Genomic DNA, 15,613 nt, shown 5'->3' with positions numbered 1-15,613 from the left:
AGATAAAGGAGCCGTACCCGCTTGTATTTGAGCGGGTACGGCTCTAATCATTTGGGCTTCAATGCCCCAAGGTGTCCGGGCAGAGCTCGTGCTGTGCGGCATCGATGACTCCGCGTAGGTCGAAGTACACAATCGGGTTCGCATCGAGGATTTGTTGCGGGGTCATCCCGTCGTGCAATGACGTGCATACCTGTGACCCACGACTGATCCTGACGGCGTCGTTGATCCCCGGCACGAATATTCCGTGGTCGTTGAGGTATCGGATGTAGCTGTCGCCGTCGGCTTCGGCCGGCGTGCCGTCGCGAGCGCGGCCGAAATGATCAACGCCGTCGCCGACCATCGGAAGACGTTCATGTCCCGACCGCAAGCCGATCGGGCCCGCCGGGAGAAAGATCGAGCGAACCGGCTTCAGTGAGCTGAAGGTCGATATTTCGCGCTCGTGCGGGTACCACTAAGAGATGGCGACCCTGTAGGCCTCGGGGCCGCTGCACGACGAGGAGGTACTTCATGACTGAGCGTTACACCACGACCGATGGCGGCGCACCCGCGCCCAGCGACGAGCGATCGCTGACTGTCGGGCCGGACGGTCCAATCCTGCTGCAGGATCACTACTTAATTGAGCAGATGGCGCAGTTCAACCGCGAGCGCATCCCGGAACGCCAGCCGCACGCCAAGGGCGGCGGTGCGTTCGGCCACTTCGAGGTGACCAACGACGTCAGCAAGTACACCAGGGCTGCGGTCTTCCAGCCGGGCACCAAGACCGACACACTGATTCGCTTCTCCACCGTCGCCGGTGAGCGCGGCAGCCCAGACACCTGGCGCGACCCGCGCGGGTTCTCGCTGAAGTTCTACACGTCGGAGGGCAACTTCGACATGGTCGGCAACAACACGCCGGTCTTCTTCATGCGGGATCCGCTGAAGTTCCAGCACTTCATTCGTTCCCAGAAGCGCATGGCGGCAACGAACTTGCGGGACAACAACATGCAGTGGGATTTCTGGAGCCTGTCGCCGGAGTCCGCACACCAGGTGACCTGGCTGATGGGTGATCGCGGCATCCCCAAGAACTGGCGGCACATGAACGGCTACAGCAGCCACACCTACAGCTGGATCAACGCCGCCGACGAGATCTTCTGGGTGAAGTACCACTTCATCACCGATCAAGGGATCGACTTCCTGACCCAAGAGGAGGGCGATCAGCTGGCCGGCGAGGATGGCGACTACCACCAACGGGACCTCTACAACGCGATCGAAGGTGGTGACTTCCCGAGTTGGACGCTGAAGATGCAGATCATGCCGTTCGAGGAGGCCAAGACCTACCGGTTCAACCCGTTCGATCTGACCAAGGTGTGGCCGCACAGCGATTATCCGCTGATCGACGTCGGCAAGTTGACGCTCGACCGCAACGTCACCGACTACCACACCGAGATCGAGCAGGCCGCGTTCGAGCCGAACAACATCGTGCCCGGCACCGGGCTGAGCCCGGACAAGATGCTGCTGGCCCGTGGCTTTTCCTATGCCGATGCACACCGCGCCCGGCTGGGGACCAACTACAAGCAGATCCCGGTCAACACGCCGCACGTAGAGGTCAACAGCTACTCCAAAGACGGCGCGATGCGGATGAAAAACGTCACCGACCCGGTGTACGCACCTAACTCCTACGGTGGCCCGCACGCCGACCCGGCGCGCGCCGCCGAGGTGCGCTGGCAGGCCGACGGCGAGATGATCCGTGCCGCCTACACACTGCGCAAAGAAGACGACGACTGGGGCCAGGCCGGAACGCTGGTGCGGGACGTACTCGACGACGGCGCGCGGAATCGACTGGTGCACAACATCGTTGGCCATCTTTCCAAGGGTGTGAAAGAGCCAGTTCTGTCGCGGGTATTCGAGTATTGGCGAAATGTCGACGCAGATCTCGGCAAGAAGGTCGAGGAGGAATTTCGAGCCGGATCAACGAGTTAACGGCGTTAGGTCGCAAGTGCATCGCACGGCTGCTTGGGGTTAGCTGTGAATTCCTCAGACCGCCGAACAACTTAGGCAAGAACGGACTACCGTATCTTCCGTCGTCTTCCGCGACTGACTTCGACGCCCAGGGTCAGGGGAGAGCATTACCCCTATTTCCGCACGACGTGTAGCGGTTCGCGCAGGTGCGCGTCCGGTGGCCACAACCGGCCACGTCGCGTTGTCGCGAGCACGCGGGTAGTGCGGACCGACGACAACGAAGTCCAGCGGGTATTCGGCGCCACGTCTGGCTCGAGCATCACAGCAATATCCGTCCGCCAACAAGAACTTTCAGCTCGAGATCGGAAGCGCCCAATGCATTTGTGTTTCGCGATGACCCGTCACCGTGCCGGAGCGTAAAGCATGAAGAAGGCAATTCTCAGCACTCTTTTTGCCGCGCCTACCCTCATGGCCGGAGCGGCCTGTCTCACCCCGACGCACAGTGTCCAACACCTCGACTACAAATTGGTCGACGAAGCTATGGTCATCATCCCAGTCGAAAACCAAGAGTTCGCTGATGCCGCAGCCCAGCTGTACCTGCAGCCTTCGGGCTTTCATCTCCTGCCCGACTTCTCCAACGTCAGTACTCTCAATATGCCGGAGGTTGTATCGGGCGGCACCTTAGACGATGCGGTCAGCCAGGGCGAACAACAACTGGTCAACGCCATCGTGGCCGACTATCACGCTGGAGATTTCGGCGAGGGCAACCCGCTCTACGTTTTCGGCTACTCACAAAGCGACGTTGTGATGGGAGACGCAGAACAGCAGCTCGCGGCCGATGGTATTCCACAACAGGACCTGGACTTCGTCATGGTGGGTGACAGCGCGTCCGCCGAAGGCGGATTCCTCAACACCTACATCGACTCCTTTCCAAGCTGGCTACAGCCGTGGGTGACAGACGCTTTCCAAGAGTTCGGAGCTGGTGACGTGCTGGGAGCGACAACTCCCACCGGCCTGTACGCGACGCAGGTCTATTCGCTGTCCGGAGATGGCTGGGCGAATTACGACAATGGGCTCAATGATGGCGGTATGTACTCCGACCACCTCGAATATCTTGGGTTGACCCCTCAAGAAATTGGGACTGCTTTGACCGCTGGGCCCACCGTGGACGGTGTGGGGCAATACGCCACCGAATACTTCACCATCCAGGATTCGATGGTCAACAGCCTGGAAGCGTTGTGGACTCAGCTCCAGATCGCGGACAGCGTGCTCTTCTAAAGACACTCGAACCCTGCCGTTAGGCTGCCTGAACCGGCGACACTCACGTCGCCTTGTTGCAGCAGGAGGCATCGATGGCAGGTCGGTTGGCGGGCAAGGTCGCCGTCGTCAGTGGCGGCGCCCGCGGTATGGGCGCATCGCATGTTCGGGCACTCGTCGACGAGGGCGCCAAGGTGGTCTTCGGCGACATTCTGGATGCCGAGGGTGAAGCGGTCGCCAAAGACGTTGGCAGCGCGACCCGTTACCTACACCTCGACGTCACCCATCCCGAAGATTGGGAGCGCGTCGTCGCGACCGCGGTCGAAACGTTCGGCGGCGTCGACATCTTGGTCAACAACGCCGGCATCATCAACGTCGGCCTGATCGAGGAGTACGAACTCTCGGAGTGGCACCGCATTCTGGACATCAACCTGACCGGCGTCTTCCTCGGTATCCGAGCGGTTGTGGGGCCGATGAAGGCGGCCGGGCGCGGATCCATCATCAACATCTCGTCGATCGAGGGGATGGCCGGCACCATCGCCTGCCACGGCTACACGGCCACTAAATTCGCTGTGCGCGGTCTGACGAAATCCACTGCTCTGGAGTTGGGGCCCAGTGGAATTCGGGTCAACTCAATCCACCCGGGATTGATCAAAACGCCGATGACCGAGTGGGTACCCGACGACCTCTTCCAGACCGCACTTGGGCGTGCCGCCGAGCCCAGGGAAGTTTCCAGCCTGGTCGTCTACCTGGCCAGCGACGAGTCCAGCTACTCGACTGGTTCGGAGTTCGTCGTCGACGGCGGGTGCACGGCAGGCTTGGGTCACAAGGACTTCTCCGCGGTCGAGACCGAGCAGCAGCCCGAGTGGGTCACGTAAGACGCGACTGCTCGAGGGAGTTGTCGGCGCGTTTACAAGAATCACATGATCTTCCCCAAGCCCGGTGTGGATCTGTCCGATCCGGCAAACTTCGCGTCGATCGGAAATAACCGTCGCGGGCATACCTGCGCTGGCGGCCATCGCCGGCGTCGTCGCGGCCCTTGCAGGGACTGGTGACCAGCGCGGACCTGCCGCTACGCGGATTTGCCGGTCGTTTAAGCCCTAAAGGCCCGACTAATCGCGCGAGCGAGGTCAATCTGTACGGAATATTAATGGTGCACGCGAGTGTGACAGCGACGTAACATCCCCGCCATCGAACGTCCTTAATGTCAGCCGAGCAACTACCGGCAAATTTCCGATGCAGCGCATCGCGGCGATAGGGACTCCATTGAGCGGCAACGCAGTACGTCTGGCGGCAATTACCAACGTAGAGGCGTACTTGCCTCCCGCAGTCAGCTTCGACCCGGGCGAGACGCCGGGCCACGTTTTCGGCTCCAGCGTCTTCACCAAGGCAGAGATGCAGGCGCGGTTACCCAAAGCCGTTTACAAATCCATCGTGGCGACCATCGACAAGGGCGCGAAGCTCGACCCGGCCGTCGGCGACTCGGTCGCTGCTGCCATGAAGGACTGGGCGCTGGAGAAGGGTGCTACCCACTACGCCCACGTCTTTTACCCGATGACTGGGCTGACCGCCGAAAAGCACGACAGCTTCCTGGAGCCGGTCTCCGACGGCCAGACGCTGGCCGAATTCGCCGGCAAGACGTTGATCCAGGGTGAGCCCGACGCGTCCAGCTTCCCGTCGGGCGGTCTGCGCAGCACCTTCGAGGCGCGCGGCTACACCGGCTGGGACGTGACCAGCCCGGCCTACATCCTGGAGAACCCAAACGGCAACACGCTGTGCATCCCGACGGTCTTCGTCTCGATGACCGGTGAAGCGCTGGACTACAAGACGCCGCTGTTGCGCAGCCAGCAGGCCATGGGCGCACACGCCGAGCGCGTCCTGAACCTGTTCGGTCACAAGGACCTCAACCACGTCGTGTCGTTCTGCGGGCCGGAGCAGGAGTACTTCCTGATTGATCGGCATTTCTTCCTGGCGCGCCCGGACCTGATCAACGCCGGCCGGACCTTGTTCGGCACCAAGCCCCCCAAAGGCCAGGAGTTCGACGACCATTACTTCGGCGCGGTCCCCGAGCGTGTCCTGGGCTTCATGATGGATACCGAGCGGGAACTGTTCAAGCTCGGCATTCCCGCGAAAACGCGGCACAACGAGGTGGCTCCCGGCCAGTTCGAGCTGGCGCCGATGTTCGAGCGGGCCAACATCGCTTCCGACCACCAGCAGCTGACGATGACGGTGTTCAAGACGATCGCCAAGAAGCACGGCATGGAGTGCCTGTTCCATGAGAAGCCGTTCGCTGGCGTCAACGGGTCCGGAAAGCACGTCAACTTCTCGATGGGCAACTCCGAGCTGGGCTCGCTGCTGGTTCCGGGCGACACCCCCCACGAGAACGCCCAGTTTCTGGTGTTCTGCGCCGCGGTGATCCGTGCCGTGCACAAGTTCTCGGGGCTGCTGCGCGTGTCGGTCGCCTCGGCCACCAACGACCACCGGTTGGGTGCCAACGAGGCGCCGCCGGCCATCATCTCGATCTTCCTTGGCGAGCAACTGGCCGACGTGTTCGAGCAGATCGCCAAGGGTGCCGCGACGTCATCAAAGGGCAAGGGCACCATGATCATCGGCGTCGACACGCTGCCCGCGCTGCCGACCGACCCGGGTGACCGCAACCGCACCAGCCCGTTCGCGGTCACCGGCAACCGGTTCGAATTCCGGGCGCCCGGCTCCGGGCAGACGGTCGCCGTGCCGTTGATCGTCCTCAACACGATCATGGCGGACTCGCTCGATTACATGGCCACCAAGCTCGAGAAGGCCGTCGAGGACGGTGGGGACTTCGACAAGGCAGTGCAGACGCTGCTCACCGAGGTCATCACCGAGCATGGCGACGTGGTGTACAACGGCGACGGCTACTCCGAAAAGTGGCAGATCGAGGCGGCCGAGCGTGGCTTGCCGAACCTCAAGACCAGCCTCGATGCCATTCCGGAGTTGATCAAGCCGGAGGCGGTCGAACTCTTCGAGAAGTACGGGGTTTTCAACGAGCGCGAGCTGCACAGCCGGTACGAGGTGCGTTTGGAGCAGTATGCGCTGACCATCGCCGTCGAGGCCAAGCTCGCATTGGAGATCGGCTCGACGATCATTCTGCCGGCCGCGATCCGTTACCAGACCGAGCTCGCCCAGAACGTCGCCGCGCTGAAGGCGGCCGGCGTGGAAGCGAGTATCGCTGCACTGGAGGCGGTTTCGGCGCCCATCGTGGATCTCGAGGCCGGCCTTGCAACGCTGAAGGCCGCGCTGTCCGACCATTCGGCGGAGTCGGCACTGGATGAGGCCAAGCATGCGCAGCACGACCTGCTGCCGGCAATGGACGCGGTCCGGACCGCCGCCGATGCACTGGAAGGCATTGTGGCCGATGATCTGTGGCCGCTGCCCACCTATCAGGAGATGCTGTACATCCTCTAGAGCAGGAGTCGGGAGCGACTCGCCTGTAGGCTGGAGCCAATTAGTTGTGCCGTGGTTGAGTCCCCAGCCGATGGCGTACAGCAGACGTTTCGTGGGACATCGGTCGATGGCAGTGCATGTCTCGGCGCGCAATTTCTGCGACGACGAAAGGGCGGCACACCCATGCCCTCATGGCGGCACCACAAGGACGGCGGGCACGGGGTAGCGACGAGCACCGCGAATCGTGAAGTCGGCGCACAGATCGACGTCGAGGTCACTGCTCCTACGACGCTGGAATTTCAGGTCGCCGTTGCCCGCCAGCCGGGTCTCGAGGTTCGCGAATCGCTGGCAATCACGTTCAATGGCAAGCTACTTCAGCCTCTCGAAATCATCGGGCCGCATGACACGCGGATTCATTCGATAGACGTCGGCGAAGGAGCGGTGAGCCTGTCGTACTCGGCGACGGTTTGCGGTGAAGCCCAGCCCGCACCGGTCCGCGACATCGACCTGATCACCTATCTGCGTCCCAGCCGTTACGCCGAATCCGACAAATTCTTCGGATTCGCCGCGACCGAGTTCGGGCGATACGCCGACTCGGCGACGGTGCTCGAAAGAGTCTCCTCGTGGGTGGGTACCCGCTTGGATTACGTTCCAGGATCAAGTGATCCGATCGACGGCGCCGCCGACACGCTGCTGGCTGGAGCCGGCGTGTGCCGCGATTACGCCCATTTGGTGATCGCCATGTTGCGGGCGCTGTACGTGCCCGCCCGCCTGGCGGCGGTGTATGCACCGGGCTGTGAACCGATGGACTTTCACGCGGTCGCCGAGGCGTTCGTCGAGGGCGAGTGGCGGGTCGTCGACGCCACGTGCCTGGCTCCCCGGCAGTCGATGGTGCGCATCGCGACCGGCCGCGACGCCTCCGACACTGCCTTCTTGGATAACCACCACGGCGCGATCACGTTGAACGCCATGACGATCACCGCGATCGTCGACGGTGAGTTGCCCATCGATACGCTCGACCAACTCGTGAGCTTGCGTTAGCAGAACTCAGCGCAAGCCGAGCCGCTCCCGAATCGTGTCTGCCAGGAACCGCGTTGTCGACACCGGGTGGAAGTTGAGGGCGGCGTCGGTCAGGGCTTTGCGGGAATCCGTACTCAGCTCGATATCGGCTGCGGCGACGTTGAATTCGAGCTGCTCGACACTGGATGCCCCGGGAATGGCAACGACGTTGGGCAGGCTGATCAGCCAGGCCAGCGCCACCTGCGCGGGCTTGGCATCGACGTCCTTGGCAACGTCGCGCAACGTCTGCAGCAGTGGCTCGATCCGACGCAAGTTCTCGGTACCGAACAGCGAATTGACCGCGCGAATGCCGCCGGGTCGGTTGTCCATGCCGTACTTGCCGCCCAGAAGTCCTTGAGCCAGTGGGCTGTAGGCGATCACCACGCGGTTCTCCTGCTCGGCGAACGGGACCAGACCCTTGAGCGCCTGCGGATGGGCAAGTGAGAAGTCCACCTGGTTGCTGATGACCGGTCGCCCGAGTGCGGCATCGGCCTGCTTCCAACGAGACAGCGAGTAGTTCGAGACGCCCGCGGCGCCGATGGCGCCGCTGTCGAGCAGGTCGCGCATGCCGGGCATGATCACCGAATCGGGGACGACCGGGTTGGGTTGGTGAATCTGGTAGAGCGGGATGTGCTCGAGCTGCAGCCGCCGCGCGCTGGCGCGCTCGCGCTGTTTGACCACCGCCGGAAACGGCGCGACCGGAAAGACCTTGCTGGCAACCGCAACCTGATCGCGCTCGTCGCCTAGCGCCTCGCCGAGGATTCGTTCGCTCTTCCCGAGCCCGTACACCTCGGCGGTGTCGAAGAAGTTGACGTCCAAAGCGCGTGCACGATGGACGATATCGCGGGCGGCGCCGGCGGCGTAACCATCGCCGTAGCCCCACTCGCGGGATCCGAACTGCCAAGTTCCCAGCCCGATCCGGCTAACCCTGCCGATGCCCTCGATGTGGAAATATTTCATCTGGCTCACGGTACGGATCGAGACGGTCCAGCGCTCACGTGATCGCACCGTGCCGCTCGAGCACCTCCATCACCTGGCGGCTCTGGACCACCTTTTCGCGTTCGCACAGCCGGCGCATCTCGTTGACCACGGTTTGCAGGACGTCGAGACGCTCTGATGCTTGGACCAGCGTGACGAGCCAGTTGTCGTAGTCGCGCTCGTCGCAGCCAATCTCGGCAACGGCGAAAGAAGCCATGCTCACTCCGATCACACTCCCGCCCTCAGGGTGCGCCTAGCGCACACCGGATCCTCCAATATGAGCTGCGATTAGCCCGTTGAAAACGTGTCTAAACTCACAATCCGCCCACCGCCAACTATCCGGATGTGGGGTCTCACTCATCGGAATTGAAGACCGGACCGAGGCGGCATCGGCGGCGGTATGGAAGGCCGACCCGGCGGCCGATACGCTGTGGCTGCAACCGGGCGCGTTACAGGAAAGGGCGAATATGTCACGGACAGTGGTCGTGGGGGCCTCGAGTGGCCTAGGGCGTTGCATCGGTGTCGGTCTTGCCCAACGCGGCGGGCAGATCGCGTTGCTCGCGCGGCGCCGCGACCGCATTGAAGCGGCAGCCGAGGAAGCAGGTTCAGGCGCCGTCGCCGTCGAATGCGATGTCACTGACGAGGCGTCGTGTCGGTCGGCATTCGATCGAGCGGCCGAAGCGCTGGGCGGTATCGACAACCTGATCTACACGCCCGCGATCAGCCCGCTCGTTCGCATGGTCGACACCGGCGCCGACACGTGGCGGCGCATCTTCGACACCAACGTCATTGGCGCCTCGCTGGCGACGGCGGCGGCGATTCCGCACCTGACGGCCTCCGCGGGCAAAGCGGTCTACCTCTCGTCGGACGCGGGCACGTTCGGGCCGCCCTGGCCCGGTCTCGGCGCCTACGGCGTCAGTAAAGCCGCGCTGGAAAGACTCGTGGAGGCCTGGCGGGCTGAGCACCCGGATGTCGGCTTCACCTGTCTCGTTGTCGGGGAGTGCGCGGGCGGCGAGGGTGACGCGGCAACCGGAATGAACGCGGGCTGGGACATGGACCTGGCGATGAAGGCTTACCCGCTGTGGGTGTCGGGCGGTTGCATGCCTGGCAAGCTGATGCCCGTCGAGGATCTCATCGAGGTGGTGCAGACGATCCTGCAGACCAATTCCTCCACGTCGATGCCCGTCGTGGTAGCCCGTGGTGCGCCGGCCGCCCAGGTCGCGTTCCCCGACACGAATTAGCCGCAGCCGCAGTGGCGATGGTCGCTGTCGCGGTCGCCCGGCACGGCCGGGATTCGGAGTCGCTGAACCGGCTGCGTCCCCTACAGTTACGCTGACGATCACGAGCGAAGGAGACGCCGATGGCGTGGTTCCTGGCCCTCCAGGGCCCATCCCACACTCCCCACCAGTCATTGGTGTACGAGCTTCAAGACGGGGTCGACACGGAGAAGCTCGCTCAGGAGCTCGTCAGTTCCGCGACCCTAGACCGGGTTGTGTCCGTTCCCGCGGTGCTGTCGGCGAACAAACGTCGGCACCAGAAGGTGACCATCTACATTCGGCCCGCCGCATGGGGCCTGTGGTCGTTCTATGAGCTGTCCGAAGAGGACCGCCGTGAGATGGCGAAGAATAACCCGGTGGTCAACGCCCTGGCGCAGGCGGCGCAGCAGCGCGCGGCGACGCAAGGGCGGCACGCACCCGGGCCGATGACTGTCCAGGTCAATCCGTTGACCGGCCAGGTGGGACCCGCCAACTCCGGTTAGGACGCTAGGCGGTGTGCTGAGAATTGCCGGGGTCGTCGTCCAACGACGCGGCCCCGAGCGTTGTCAGCATGTCGACCGCGGCCCGCTGCCAGGTAAACATTTCAGCGCGGCGCCGGGCGGAGGCGCGGCGATGCTCCTCGGGGCGACTGACGATTGCGGTGACGGCCTCGGCGATCGCCGCTGGGTTGTTGTCGGCCAGTGCGCCGCTGTCCGCGGTGATGATCTCGCCCAAGGCGGACGTGCGAGAGACCACGGCCGGTGTTCCGCATGCCAGCGACTCCAGCGCGGCCAGCCCGAAGGTTTCGTGTGGCCCCGGCGCGAGCGCGACGTCGGCTGACGCCAGCAGCTCGGCGACGCTGTGCCGATCGGAAATGAAACCGGTGAAATCGACTGGCAATCGAGCGGCCTGCCGCTGCAGCCTGGCGCGTAGCGGGCCATCACCCACCACGACCAGTCGGGCGTCAACTCCGGCGTCGCACAACGCGGCAACCGCGTCGATGCTGCGATCGGCCCGTTTCTCCACCGACAACCGTCCGCAGTGCACCAGCAGTATCTGGTTCGGTGTGGCCCAACGCTGACGTACAAGGGCCGAGCGACGCGACGGGTGGAAGGTGTCCAGGTCCACGCCGAGCGGAATGGTGACGGTGTTCGTCGCGCCGATGCGGTCGAATTCTTCGCGGGCAAACCCGGTGGTGCACACCACGGTGTCGTAGTTGGCGGCGGTGCGCCGGTTGGCGAAGTCGGCGAACCTCCGCGCGGTGCGGCGCGGAAGTACCTGGCCCGCAAGACGATCGAGGCGCTCATGGGAGATCATCACCGTCGTCGCGCCGTGGTCGCGGCCCCAGCGGCCGAGCGATCGCAGCGTGAGCCGATCCGACACCTCGAGGGTGTCGGGTCGCAGGCTTTGCAGCAGCGTGCGGACCGGGCCCGGCAGCACGGCGCGGTATCCACCGGTGAACGGAATCAGCCTGGCGGGCACCGTGATTCGCACGACCCCGGTGGACAAATTACTGTGCTTGGCGTGCCGCCCCGGGACGATCAGAAACACCTCGTGACCCGCGGCACAGTATTCCGCGCCCAGCCGATCGACGGCAGTGCGAAGGCCGCCGGATCGAGGCCCGTAGAAGTTGGCGACCTGAACGACACGCATATAACCAGCGAAACCGGTGCTCGTGTGCGGTCAACGATCTAACACTGACGAGTAACTGAACAGGCCGTGAACACCGCAGATCACTGAGGTCGATACGTGGCCTCAGGCGACGGCTCGCAGGCGAAAGACCCTGATCTGACGGGGTGCGCAACTGGCCCGGTAGCGCTCGTAACCGGCGTAGAAGTCGGTAGCCGTTGCCCATGCCGCAGCGCGGGTGTCACCGGCGAGCAGCTCGGCTCGGTACTGCGCCGCCGGAGCCATGAATTCGACCGTGCAATCGGGATGCGCAAGCAGGTTGGCGCTCCAGGCCGGATGCTGCGGTCGTCCGTAATTGGACCCGATCGCGAGCAGCCCGCCGGAGTCGTTGATCAATGTCAACGGCTGCGTGCGCTGCAACCCCGACTTCGCCCCCGTCGTCGTGACCAGCCCCACCCTGCCGATGCCGATCGAGCTCAGCCGGCCGTTTGTCGGGGGAATCAGCACCTTGTCGATCCGGGGCGCCAGGTGGAGCAGGAACTGATAGCCGAGCGGGCTCATCAGGGCACGCTCCATCAGCGACTCATGGATACGCAGTCGCCGACCACGAAGCGGGCTTTCCCGCCGAAGGGGCACGGCACGACGGTACTCACTTTAGAGCTCCGGTATATGGGTATTCCGCAAACCATCTCCGCACTATTTGGAATCACTGAGCGAAGCCTAAAATTGCTCTAATGCACTGGTATTACTCGTCGCAGCGCGCGGTAGGGTTGTGGTCGCGGGCTCGGACCGGCAACTCCGCGGGGCTATCGCGCCGCGCTCGAGTCGGGGTTACGACGGGAATGGGAAACAAACAGATGCGCCACCTCGCGGCCACGTTTGTCATGTCCGGCGTCGGGATGCTCGTCGCAGGGTGCGGCGGCAGCAATCATGCCGGCACGAACTCCACGACGACCGTCACATCGCTGATCCCGCGGCCTGTTGTCGAGCGTGAACTCGAGTCGCTGTTGCTCACCCCTGCCCAGATCAACCCGCTGATGGGCGCGTCTGGAATGGCGGTGATCAGAAAACACGACGCGATGTCTGACGACAGCGCCACCATGAAGCCGATCGAATGCCTGGCCATCGACGGTTCGGCGCAGGCACCGGTCTATGCCAACAGCGGTTTCACCGCGGAGCGTGACCAGGCGCTCAACGACGGCAACAACTTCACCCACTACGCCGAGCAAGCGGTGGTGCTGTTTCCCACCACCAAACAAGCCCACATCTTCTTCATCTCCTCGAGTCTTCGATGGCCGGCCTGCCATCAGTACACGCACACCCAATCCAGAACGCAGTGGATCGTGGCGCCGATATCTGATGCCAACGACGCGTTGAGCACGATTTCGACTCAGCAAGAAGCAAAAACCGGTGGGTGGGCCTGCGGCCGCGCATTGGCCGTGAAGAACAATGTCATCGTCGACGTCAACACCTGCAGCGCCAATCCCGCGAGCTCCGCGGTCGACATCGCAAATCAGATCGTCGCGAAAGTTGCTACCCGATAAAGGATCTGGCTAGTCCGGGTTTGAAGGTCCCAACAGCCGCGCCTCCTCGAGATCCATCGAGGCCTGCAACTCGAGCAGGACGATGTCGTCGATGCGACGCTGGTCGCGAAGCTCGGTGATGGCGCGGCGCCTGTGTTCGAGCACGCCAAGGCGCACCTGCCGAATCAGATCACTGCGTTCTTCGGCGTCGTTGCGAGTCGAGCGGTCGTCGCTGGCCCTCACCAGCGCCGCATGTTTCTTGTACTCGGCGTGCAGCCGGTTCTGCAGGTCCTCGTCGATGCCGACTTCGGCCGCGACCAATGGCAGCGCGTCCAGTGCGGCTTGGGCACCGTGGCAGCGCGCAAGACGCAATTCGTCGGCGTGGGACTCGTCTTCGGGAATGCGGGCCCAGCGGACGACGGCGGGCAGGGTGCTGCCCTGGACGAGCACGGTCGTCAGGATGACGAACGACACGACGAAGATGATCAGGTTGCGATCCGGGAAGGGCGCGCCACTGTGAGTGGTCAGCGGGACCGCCAGAGCGGCCGCGAGCGAGACGGCTCCGCGGAATCCGGCCCAATTGGACACCATCCGTACACGCCAGGCGATCCGCCGTTCGCGTTGCGATTGGCGCCGATCCACGGTGCGGACCAGCACCGTCGTGGCCTCTCCCCAGACGACCCGAGTCACGACAACCACGAGGGTGACGGCGACCGCCATGACCAGGGCATGGTGAACGCCGCCGTCGACCCGGGACACTCCGCGCACCGCGCTGGGGAGCTGGACGCCGACGAAAACCCACAGCGCGCCGTTGATCAGGAACGTCGCAATGTCCCAGAATGCGAACGTCACCAGACGGGACCGAGCCCGGATCACCCGCGGCGAAGCGTAGGCGAGCATGAGAGCGGACACCAGGACGGCGACCACACCGCTACAGCCAACCGAATCGGCGAGCAGGAACGCGGCGAACGGCGTCAGCAGGCTGAGCGCGGCTTCTTCTTGCGGCGCGTCGAGCCGCATCCGGGCGAGCGTCACGACACCGCCGACCAGCAGGCCGGCCGCGATGCCGCCGACGTAGGACACGACGAATCGGACGCTCAAGTTAAGCGGGCCGACGGGTGCACCGCCCATCGCGACCGACACGGCGACACCGAACAGAACCAGCGCGGTCCCGTCGTTGATGATGCTCTCCGCTTTCAACACGGTGAGGGTGCGGCGCGGCAGTTGCTTCGCCAGACCGGCGACGGCGGCGGCGTCGGTCGGGGAGAGCACGGCGCCGAGCACCGAGGCGGCGTGTGATTCCATCCCGAATGCCCGCGCCGTCCACGACACCGCTATCGCGCACGCGATCACCAGGCCGACACTGAGCAGAACGATGACGCGCAGGTTCGCGCGGATCTCGCGAAAGCTGGTATTCAGGCCCTCCCAGTACAGAATTGCCGGTAAGAACAGCAACAGCACGATTTCGCCGTCGAGTCGGACGTGGCCGAACCGCGGGATCAAACCGAGTAGTGCGCCGAGCCCGATGAGCAGAAGCGGCGGACCGACGCGGTACCGCCGGCCCAGCACCGTGCCCACGATGACGATGGCGAACAGCACGACGATGACGACAAGCCCGAACACCTGCACATCATGCTGTACGGAGGGGGCAACTTTCATCTCGGCGGCGTGCGGGCGCCGAGCGCCGGTTCACGGGCCGGACGGCAATCAGCCTGGCGGGGTCCATGCGATCGGCAGCGTTTTGATGCCGTGGATGAACGCCGACAGCAACCGCGCCGGCTCGCCGGTCGCGACGACATCGGGTATTTCGCGGTGCAGTTCTTCGAACATGACCCTGATTTCGCGCCGGGCCAAATTGGCGCCGAGGCAGAAGTGCGCGCCGCCCCCGCCGAAGCCGACGTGCGGGTTGGGATCGCGGGTCACGTCGAACATCCATGGGTTGGCGAACTTCGACTCGTCGCGATTGGCCGAGCAGTACCACAGCGTGGCCTTGTCCCCGGCCGCCAGCTTCGTTCCATGCATCTCGAAATCACGGGTGAGGGTGCGGCGCATGTAGACCACCGGTGAGGCCCAGCGCACGATCTCTTCGACGGCCGAGTGCGACAGCGCGTCGAAGTCCGACCACCACGTCTGCCGTTGCTCGGGGTAACGGGTCAATGCGAGCAGCCCGTGGCTGATCGCATTGCGCGTGGTCTCGTTACCGGCCACGGCCAGCAGGATGAAGAACGACCCGACCTCGGCCGATGTCAGTCGCTCACCGTCGACCTCTGCCTCCACCAGGCTCGTCGTCAGATCGTCGTGGTGATTGACGCGGCGATCCTCGGCCAACGCGCTGGCGTAGGCCCCGATCTCCATCGAAACCTGAACGAAATCCTCGAATTCCGTTGTCAGATCGGGATCGCCGAAGCCGAGGATGACGTTGGTCCAGTGGAATATCTTTTGATGGTCTTCCTCGGGGACGCCCATCATGTCGCAGATGACCTGCAGCGGCAGCGGGCCGGCCAGCTCGCTGACCGCCTCGGCCGTTCCGTCGGGATGTTTGGCGACCAT

15 protein-coding genes and 1 pseudogene are annotated in these 15,613 nt (G+C 63.9%); 9 read left to right on the top strand and 7 right to left on the bottom strand.

The annotated features are described in order from the left end of the window. Window positions 1-58: 58 nt before the first annotated feature. A complete protein-coding gene (locus WAN02_RS06880) occupies window positions 59-340 on the bottom strand; it encodes a DUF732 domain-containing protein (protein ID WP_422263415.1) in 282 nt (93 codons plus the stop codon). 167 nt (window positions 341-507) lie between these two features. Here WAN02_RS06880 and WAN02_RS06875 point away from each other — a divergent pair, with 167 nt between their 5' ends. From WAN02_RS06875 to WAN02_RS06850, 6 genes and pseudogenes are all read left to right on the top strand, one after another. Beyond that, a complete protein-coding gene (locus WAN02_RS06875) occupies window positions 508-1,959 on the top strand; it encodes a catalase (protein ID WP_422263414.1) in 1,452 nt (483 codons plus the stop codon). 402 nt (window positions 1,960-2,361) lie between these two features. Continuing rightward, the gene (locus tag WAN02_RS06870) at window positions 2,362-3,216 is read left to right on the top strand and encodes a PE-PPE domain-containing protein (protein WP_422263413.1); all 855 of its coding nucleotides are present in this window, start codon (window positions 2,362-2,364) and stop codon (window positions 3,214-3,216) included. Window positions 3,217-3,290: 74 nt separating this feature from the next. After that, the gene (locus tag WAN02_RS06865; RefSeq protein WP_422263412.1) at window positions 3,291-4,073 is read left to right on the top strand and encodes a glucose 1-dehydrogenase; all 783 of its coding nucleotides are present in this window, start codon (window positions 3,291-3,293) and stop codon (window positions 4,071-4,073) included. Window positions 4,074-4,103: 30 nt separating this feature from the next. Continuing rightward, window positions 4,104-4,288, top strand: a pseudogene (locus WAN02_RS06860) (dihydrodipicolinate reductase); the annotation flags it as partial. Window positions 4,289-4,461: 173 nt separating this feature from the next. Further along, window positions 4,462-6,639: a glutamine synthetase III gene (locus WAN02_RS06855; protein ID WP_422263411.1), complete on the top strand. Its 2,178-nt coding sequence runs from the start codon at window positions 4,462-4,464 to the stop codon at window positions 6,637-6,639. Window positions 6,640-6,801: 162 nt separating this feature from the next. Beyond that, on the top strand, window positions 6,802-7,659 hold the full coding sequence (locus tag WAN02_RS06850; protein WP_422263410.1) for a transglutaminase-like domain-containing protein: 858 nt from the start codon (window positions 6,802-6,804) through the stop codon (window positions 7,657-7,659). A 6-nt stretch (window positions 7,660-7,665) separates the two neighbouring features. On the opposite strand, the gene WAN02_RS06845 is transcribed toward WAN02_RS06850, so the two are convergent. Beyond that, window positions 7,666-8,637 carry an aldo/keto reductase gene (locus tag WAN02_RS06845; RefSeq protein ID WP_422263409.1) on the bottom strand — a complete coding sequence of 324 codons (972 nt, stop codon included), beginning with the start codon at window positions 8,635-8,637 and terminating at the stop codon, window positions 7,666-7,668. Between the two features lie 34 nt (window positions 8,638-8,671). Then, entirely contained in the window at window positions 8,672-8,872 is a 201-nt protein-coding gene (locus WAN02_RS06840; RefSeq protein WP_422263408.1) for a hypothetical protein, read from the bottom strand. 262 nt (window positions 8,873-9,134) lie between these two features. Between WAN02_RS06840 and WAN02_RS06835 the strand changes: the two genes are divergently transcribed. Both WAN02_RS06835 and WAN02_RS06830 read left to right on the top strand, forming a co-directional pair. Beyond that, entirely contained in the window at window positions 9,135-9,896 is a 762-nt protein-coding gene (locus WAN02_RS06835; protein ID WP_422263417.1) for an SDR family oxidoreductase, read from the top strand. A 119-nt stretch (window positions 9,897-10,015) separates the two neighbouring features. Beyond that, on the top strand, window positions 10,016-10,414 hold the full coding sequence (locus WAN02_RS06830) for a hypothetical protein (protein ID WP_422263407.1): 399 nt from the start codon (window positions 10,016-10,018) through the stop codon (window positions 10,412-10,414). Between the two features lie 4 nt (window positions 10,415-10,418). On the opposite strand, the gene WAN02_RS06825 is transcribed toward WAN02_RS06830, so the two are convergent. Together WAN02_RS06825 and WAN02_RS06820 are read right to left on the bottom strand one after the other, a co-directional pair. Further along, window positions 10,419-11,564, bottom strand: a complete 1,146-nt coding sequence (locus WAN02_RS06825) for a glycosyltransferase (protein ID WP_422263406.1) — start codon at window positions 11,562-11,564, stop codon at window positions 10,419-10,421. 102 nt (window positions 11,565-11,666) lie between these two features. Beyond that, complete coding sequence (locus tag WAN02_RS06820; protein WP_422263405.1) at window positions 11,667-12,176, bottom strand: nitroreductase family deazaflavin-dependent oxidoreductase; 510 nt, start codon at window positions 12,174-12,176, stop codon at window positions 11,667-11,669. Between the two features lie 206 nt (window positions 12,177-12,382). Between WAN02_RS06820 and WAN02_RS06815 the strand changes: the two genes are divergently transcribed. Then, entirely contained in the window at window positions 12,383-13,084 is a 702-nt protein-coding gene (locus WAN02_RS06815; protein WP_422263404.1) for a sensor domain-containing protein, read from the top strand. Between the two features lie 9 nt (window positions 13,085-13,093). On the opposite strand, the gene WAN02_RS06810 is transcribed toward WAN02_RS06815, so the two are convergent. Next, window positions 13,094-14,686 (bottom strand): Na+/H+ antiporter, encoded by a 1,593-nt coding sequence (locus tag WAN02_RS06810; protein WP_422263416.1) that lies wholly within the window; start codon window positions 14,684-14,686, stop codon window positions 13,094-13,096. A gap of 84 nt (window positions 14,687-14,770) precedes the next feature. Further along, window positions 14,771-15,613 (bottom strand): cytochrome P450 (locus WAN02_RS06805; RefSeq protein WP_422263403.1); only part of this gene is annotated, 843 nt, incomplete at its 5' end.

This window comes from Mycobacterium sp. (genome assembly GCF_049281135.1).
Classification (GTDB): domain Bacteria; phylum Actinomycetota; class Actinomycetes; order Mycobacteriales; family Mycobacteriaceae; genus Mycobacterium.
The sequence above is the reverse complement of the archived record's forward strand: the minus strand, read 5'-3'. Positions and strand labels throughout refer to the sequence as shown.

Coding starts and splice junctions, on each gene's coding strand:
- WAN02_RS06875 (WP_422263414.1), top strand. CDS start 508: ATGACTGAGCGTTACACCACGACCGATGGCGGCGCACCCGCGCCCAGC.
- WAN02_RS06850 (WP_422263410.1), top strand. CDS start 6,802: ATGCCCTCATGGCGGCACCACAAGGACGGCGGGCACGGGGTAGCGACG.
- WAN02_RS06830 (WP_422263407.1), top strand. CDS start 10,016: ATGGCGTGGTTCCTGGCCCTCCAGGGCCCATCCCACACTCCCCACCAG.
- WAN02_RS06880 (WP_422263415.1), bottom strand. CDS start 340: ATGGTCGGCGACGGCGTTGATCATTTCGGCCGCGCTCGCGACGGCACG.
- WAN02_RS06845 (WP_422263409.1), bottom strand. CDS start 8,637: ATGAAATATTTCCACATCGAGGGCATCGGCAGGGTTAGCCGGATCGGG.
- WAN02_RS06825 (WP_422263406.1), bottom strand. CDS start 11,564: ATGCGTGTCGTTCAGGTCGCCAACTTCTACGGGCCTCGATCCGGCGGC.
- WAN02_RS06815 (WP_422263404.1), top strand. CDS start 12,383: ATGGGAAACAAACAGATGCGCCACCTCGCGGCCACGTTTGTCATGTCC.
- WAN02_RS06865 (WP_422263412.1), top strand. CDS start 3,291: ATGGCAGGTCGGTTGGCGGGCAAGGTCGCCGTCGTCAGTGGCGGCGCC.
- WAN02_RS06870 (WP_422263413.1), top strand. CDS start 2,362: ATGAAGAAGGCAATTCTCAGCACTCTTTTTGCCGCGCCTACCCTCATG.
- WAN02_RS06840 (WP_422263408.1), bottom strand. CDS start 8,872: ATGGCTTCTTTCGCCGTTGCCGAGATTGGCTGCGACGAGCGCGACTAC.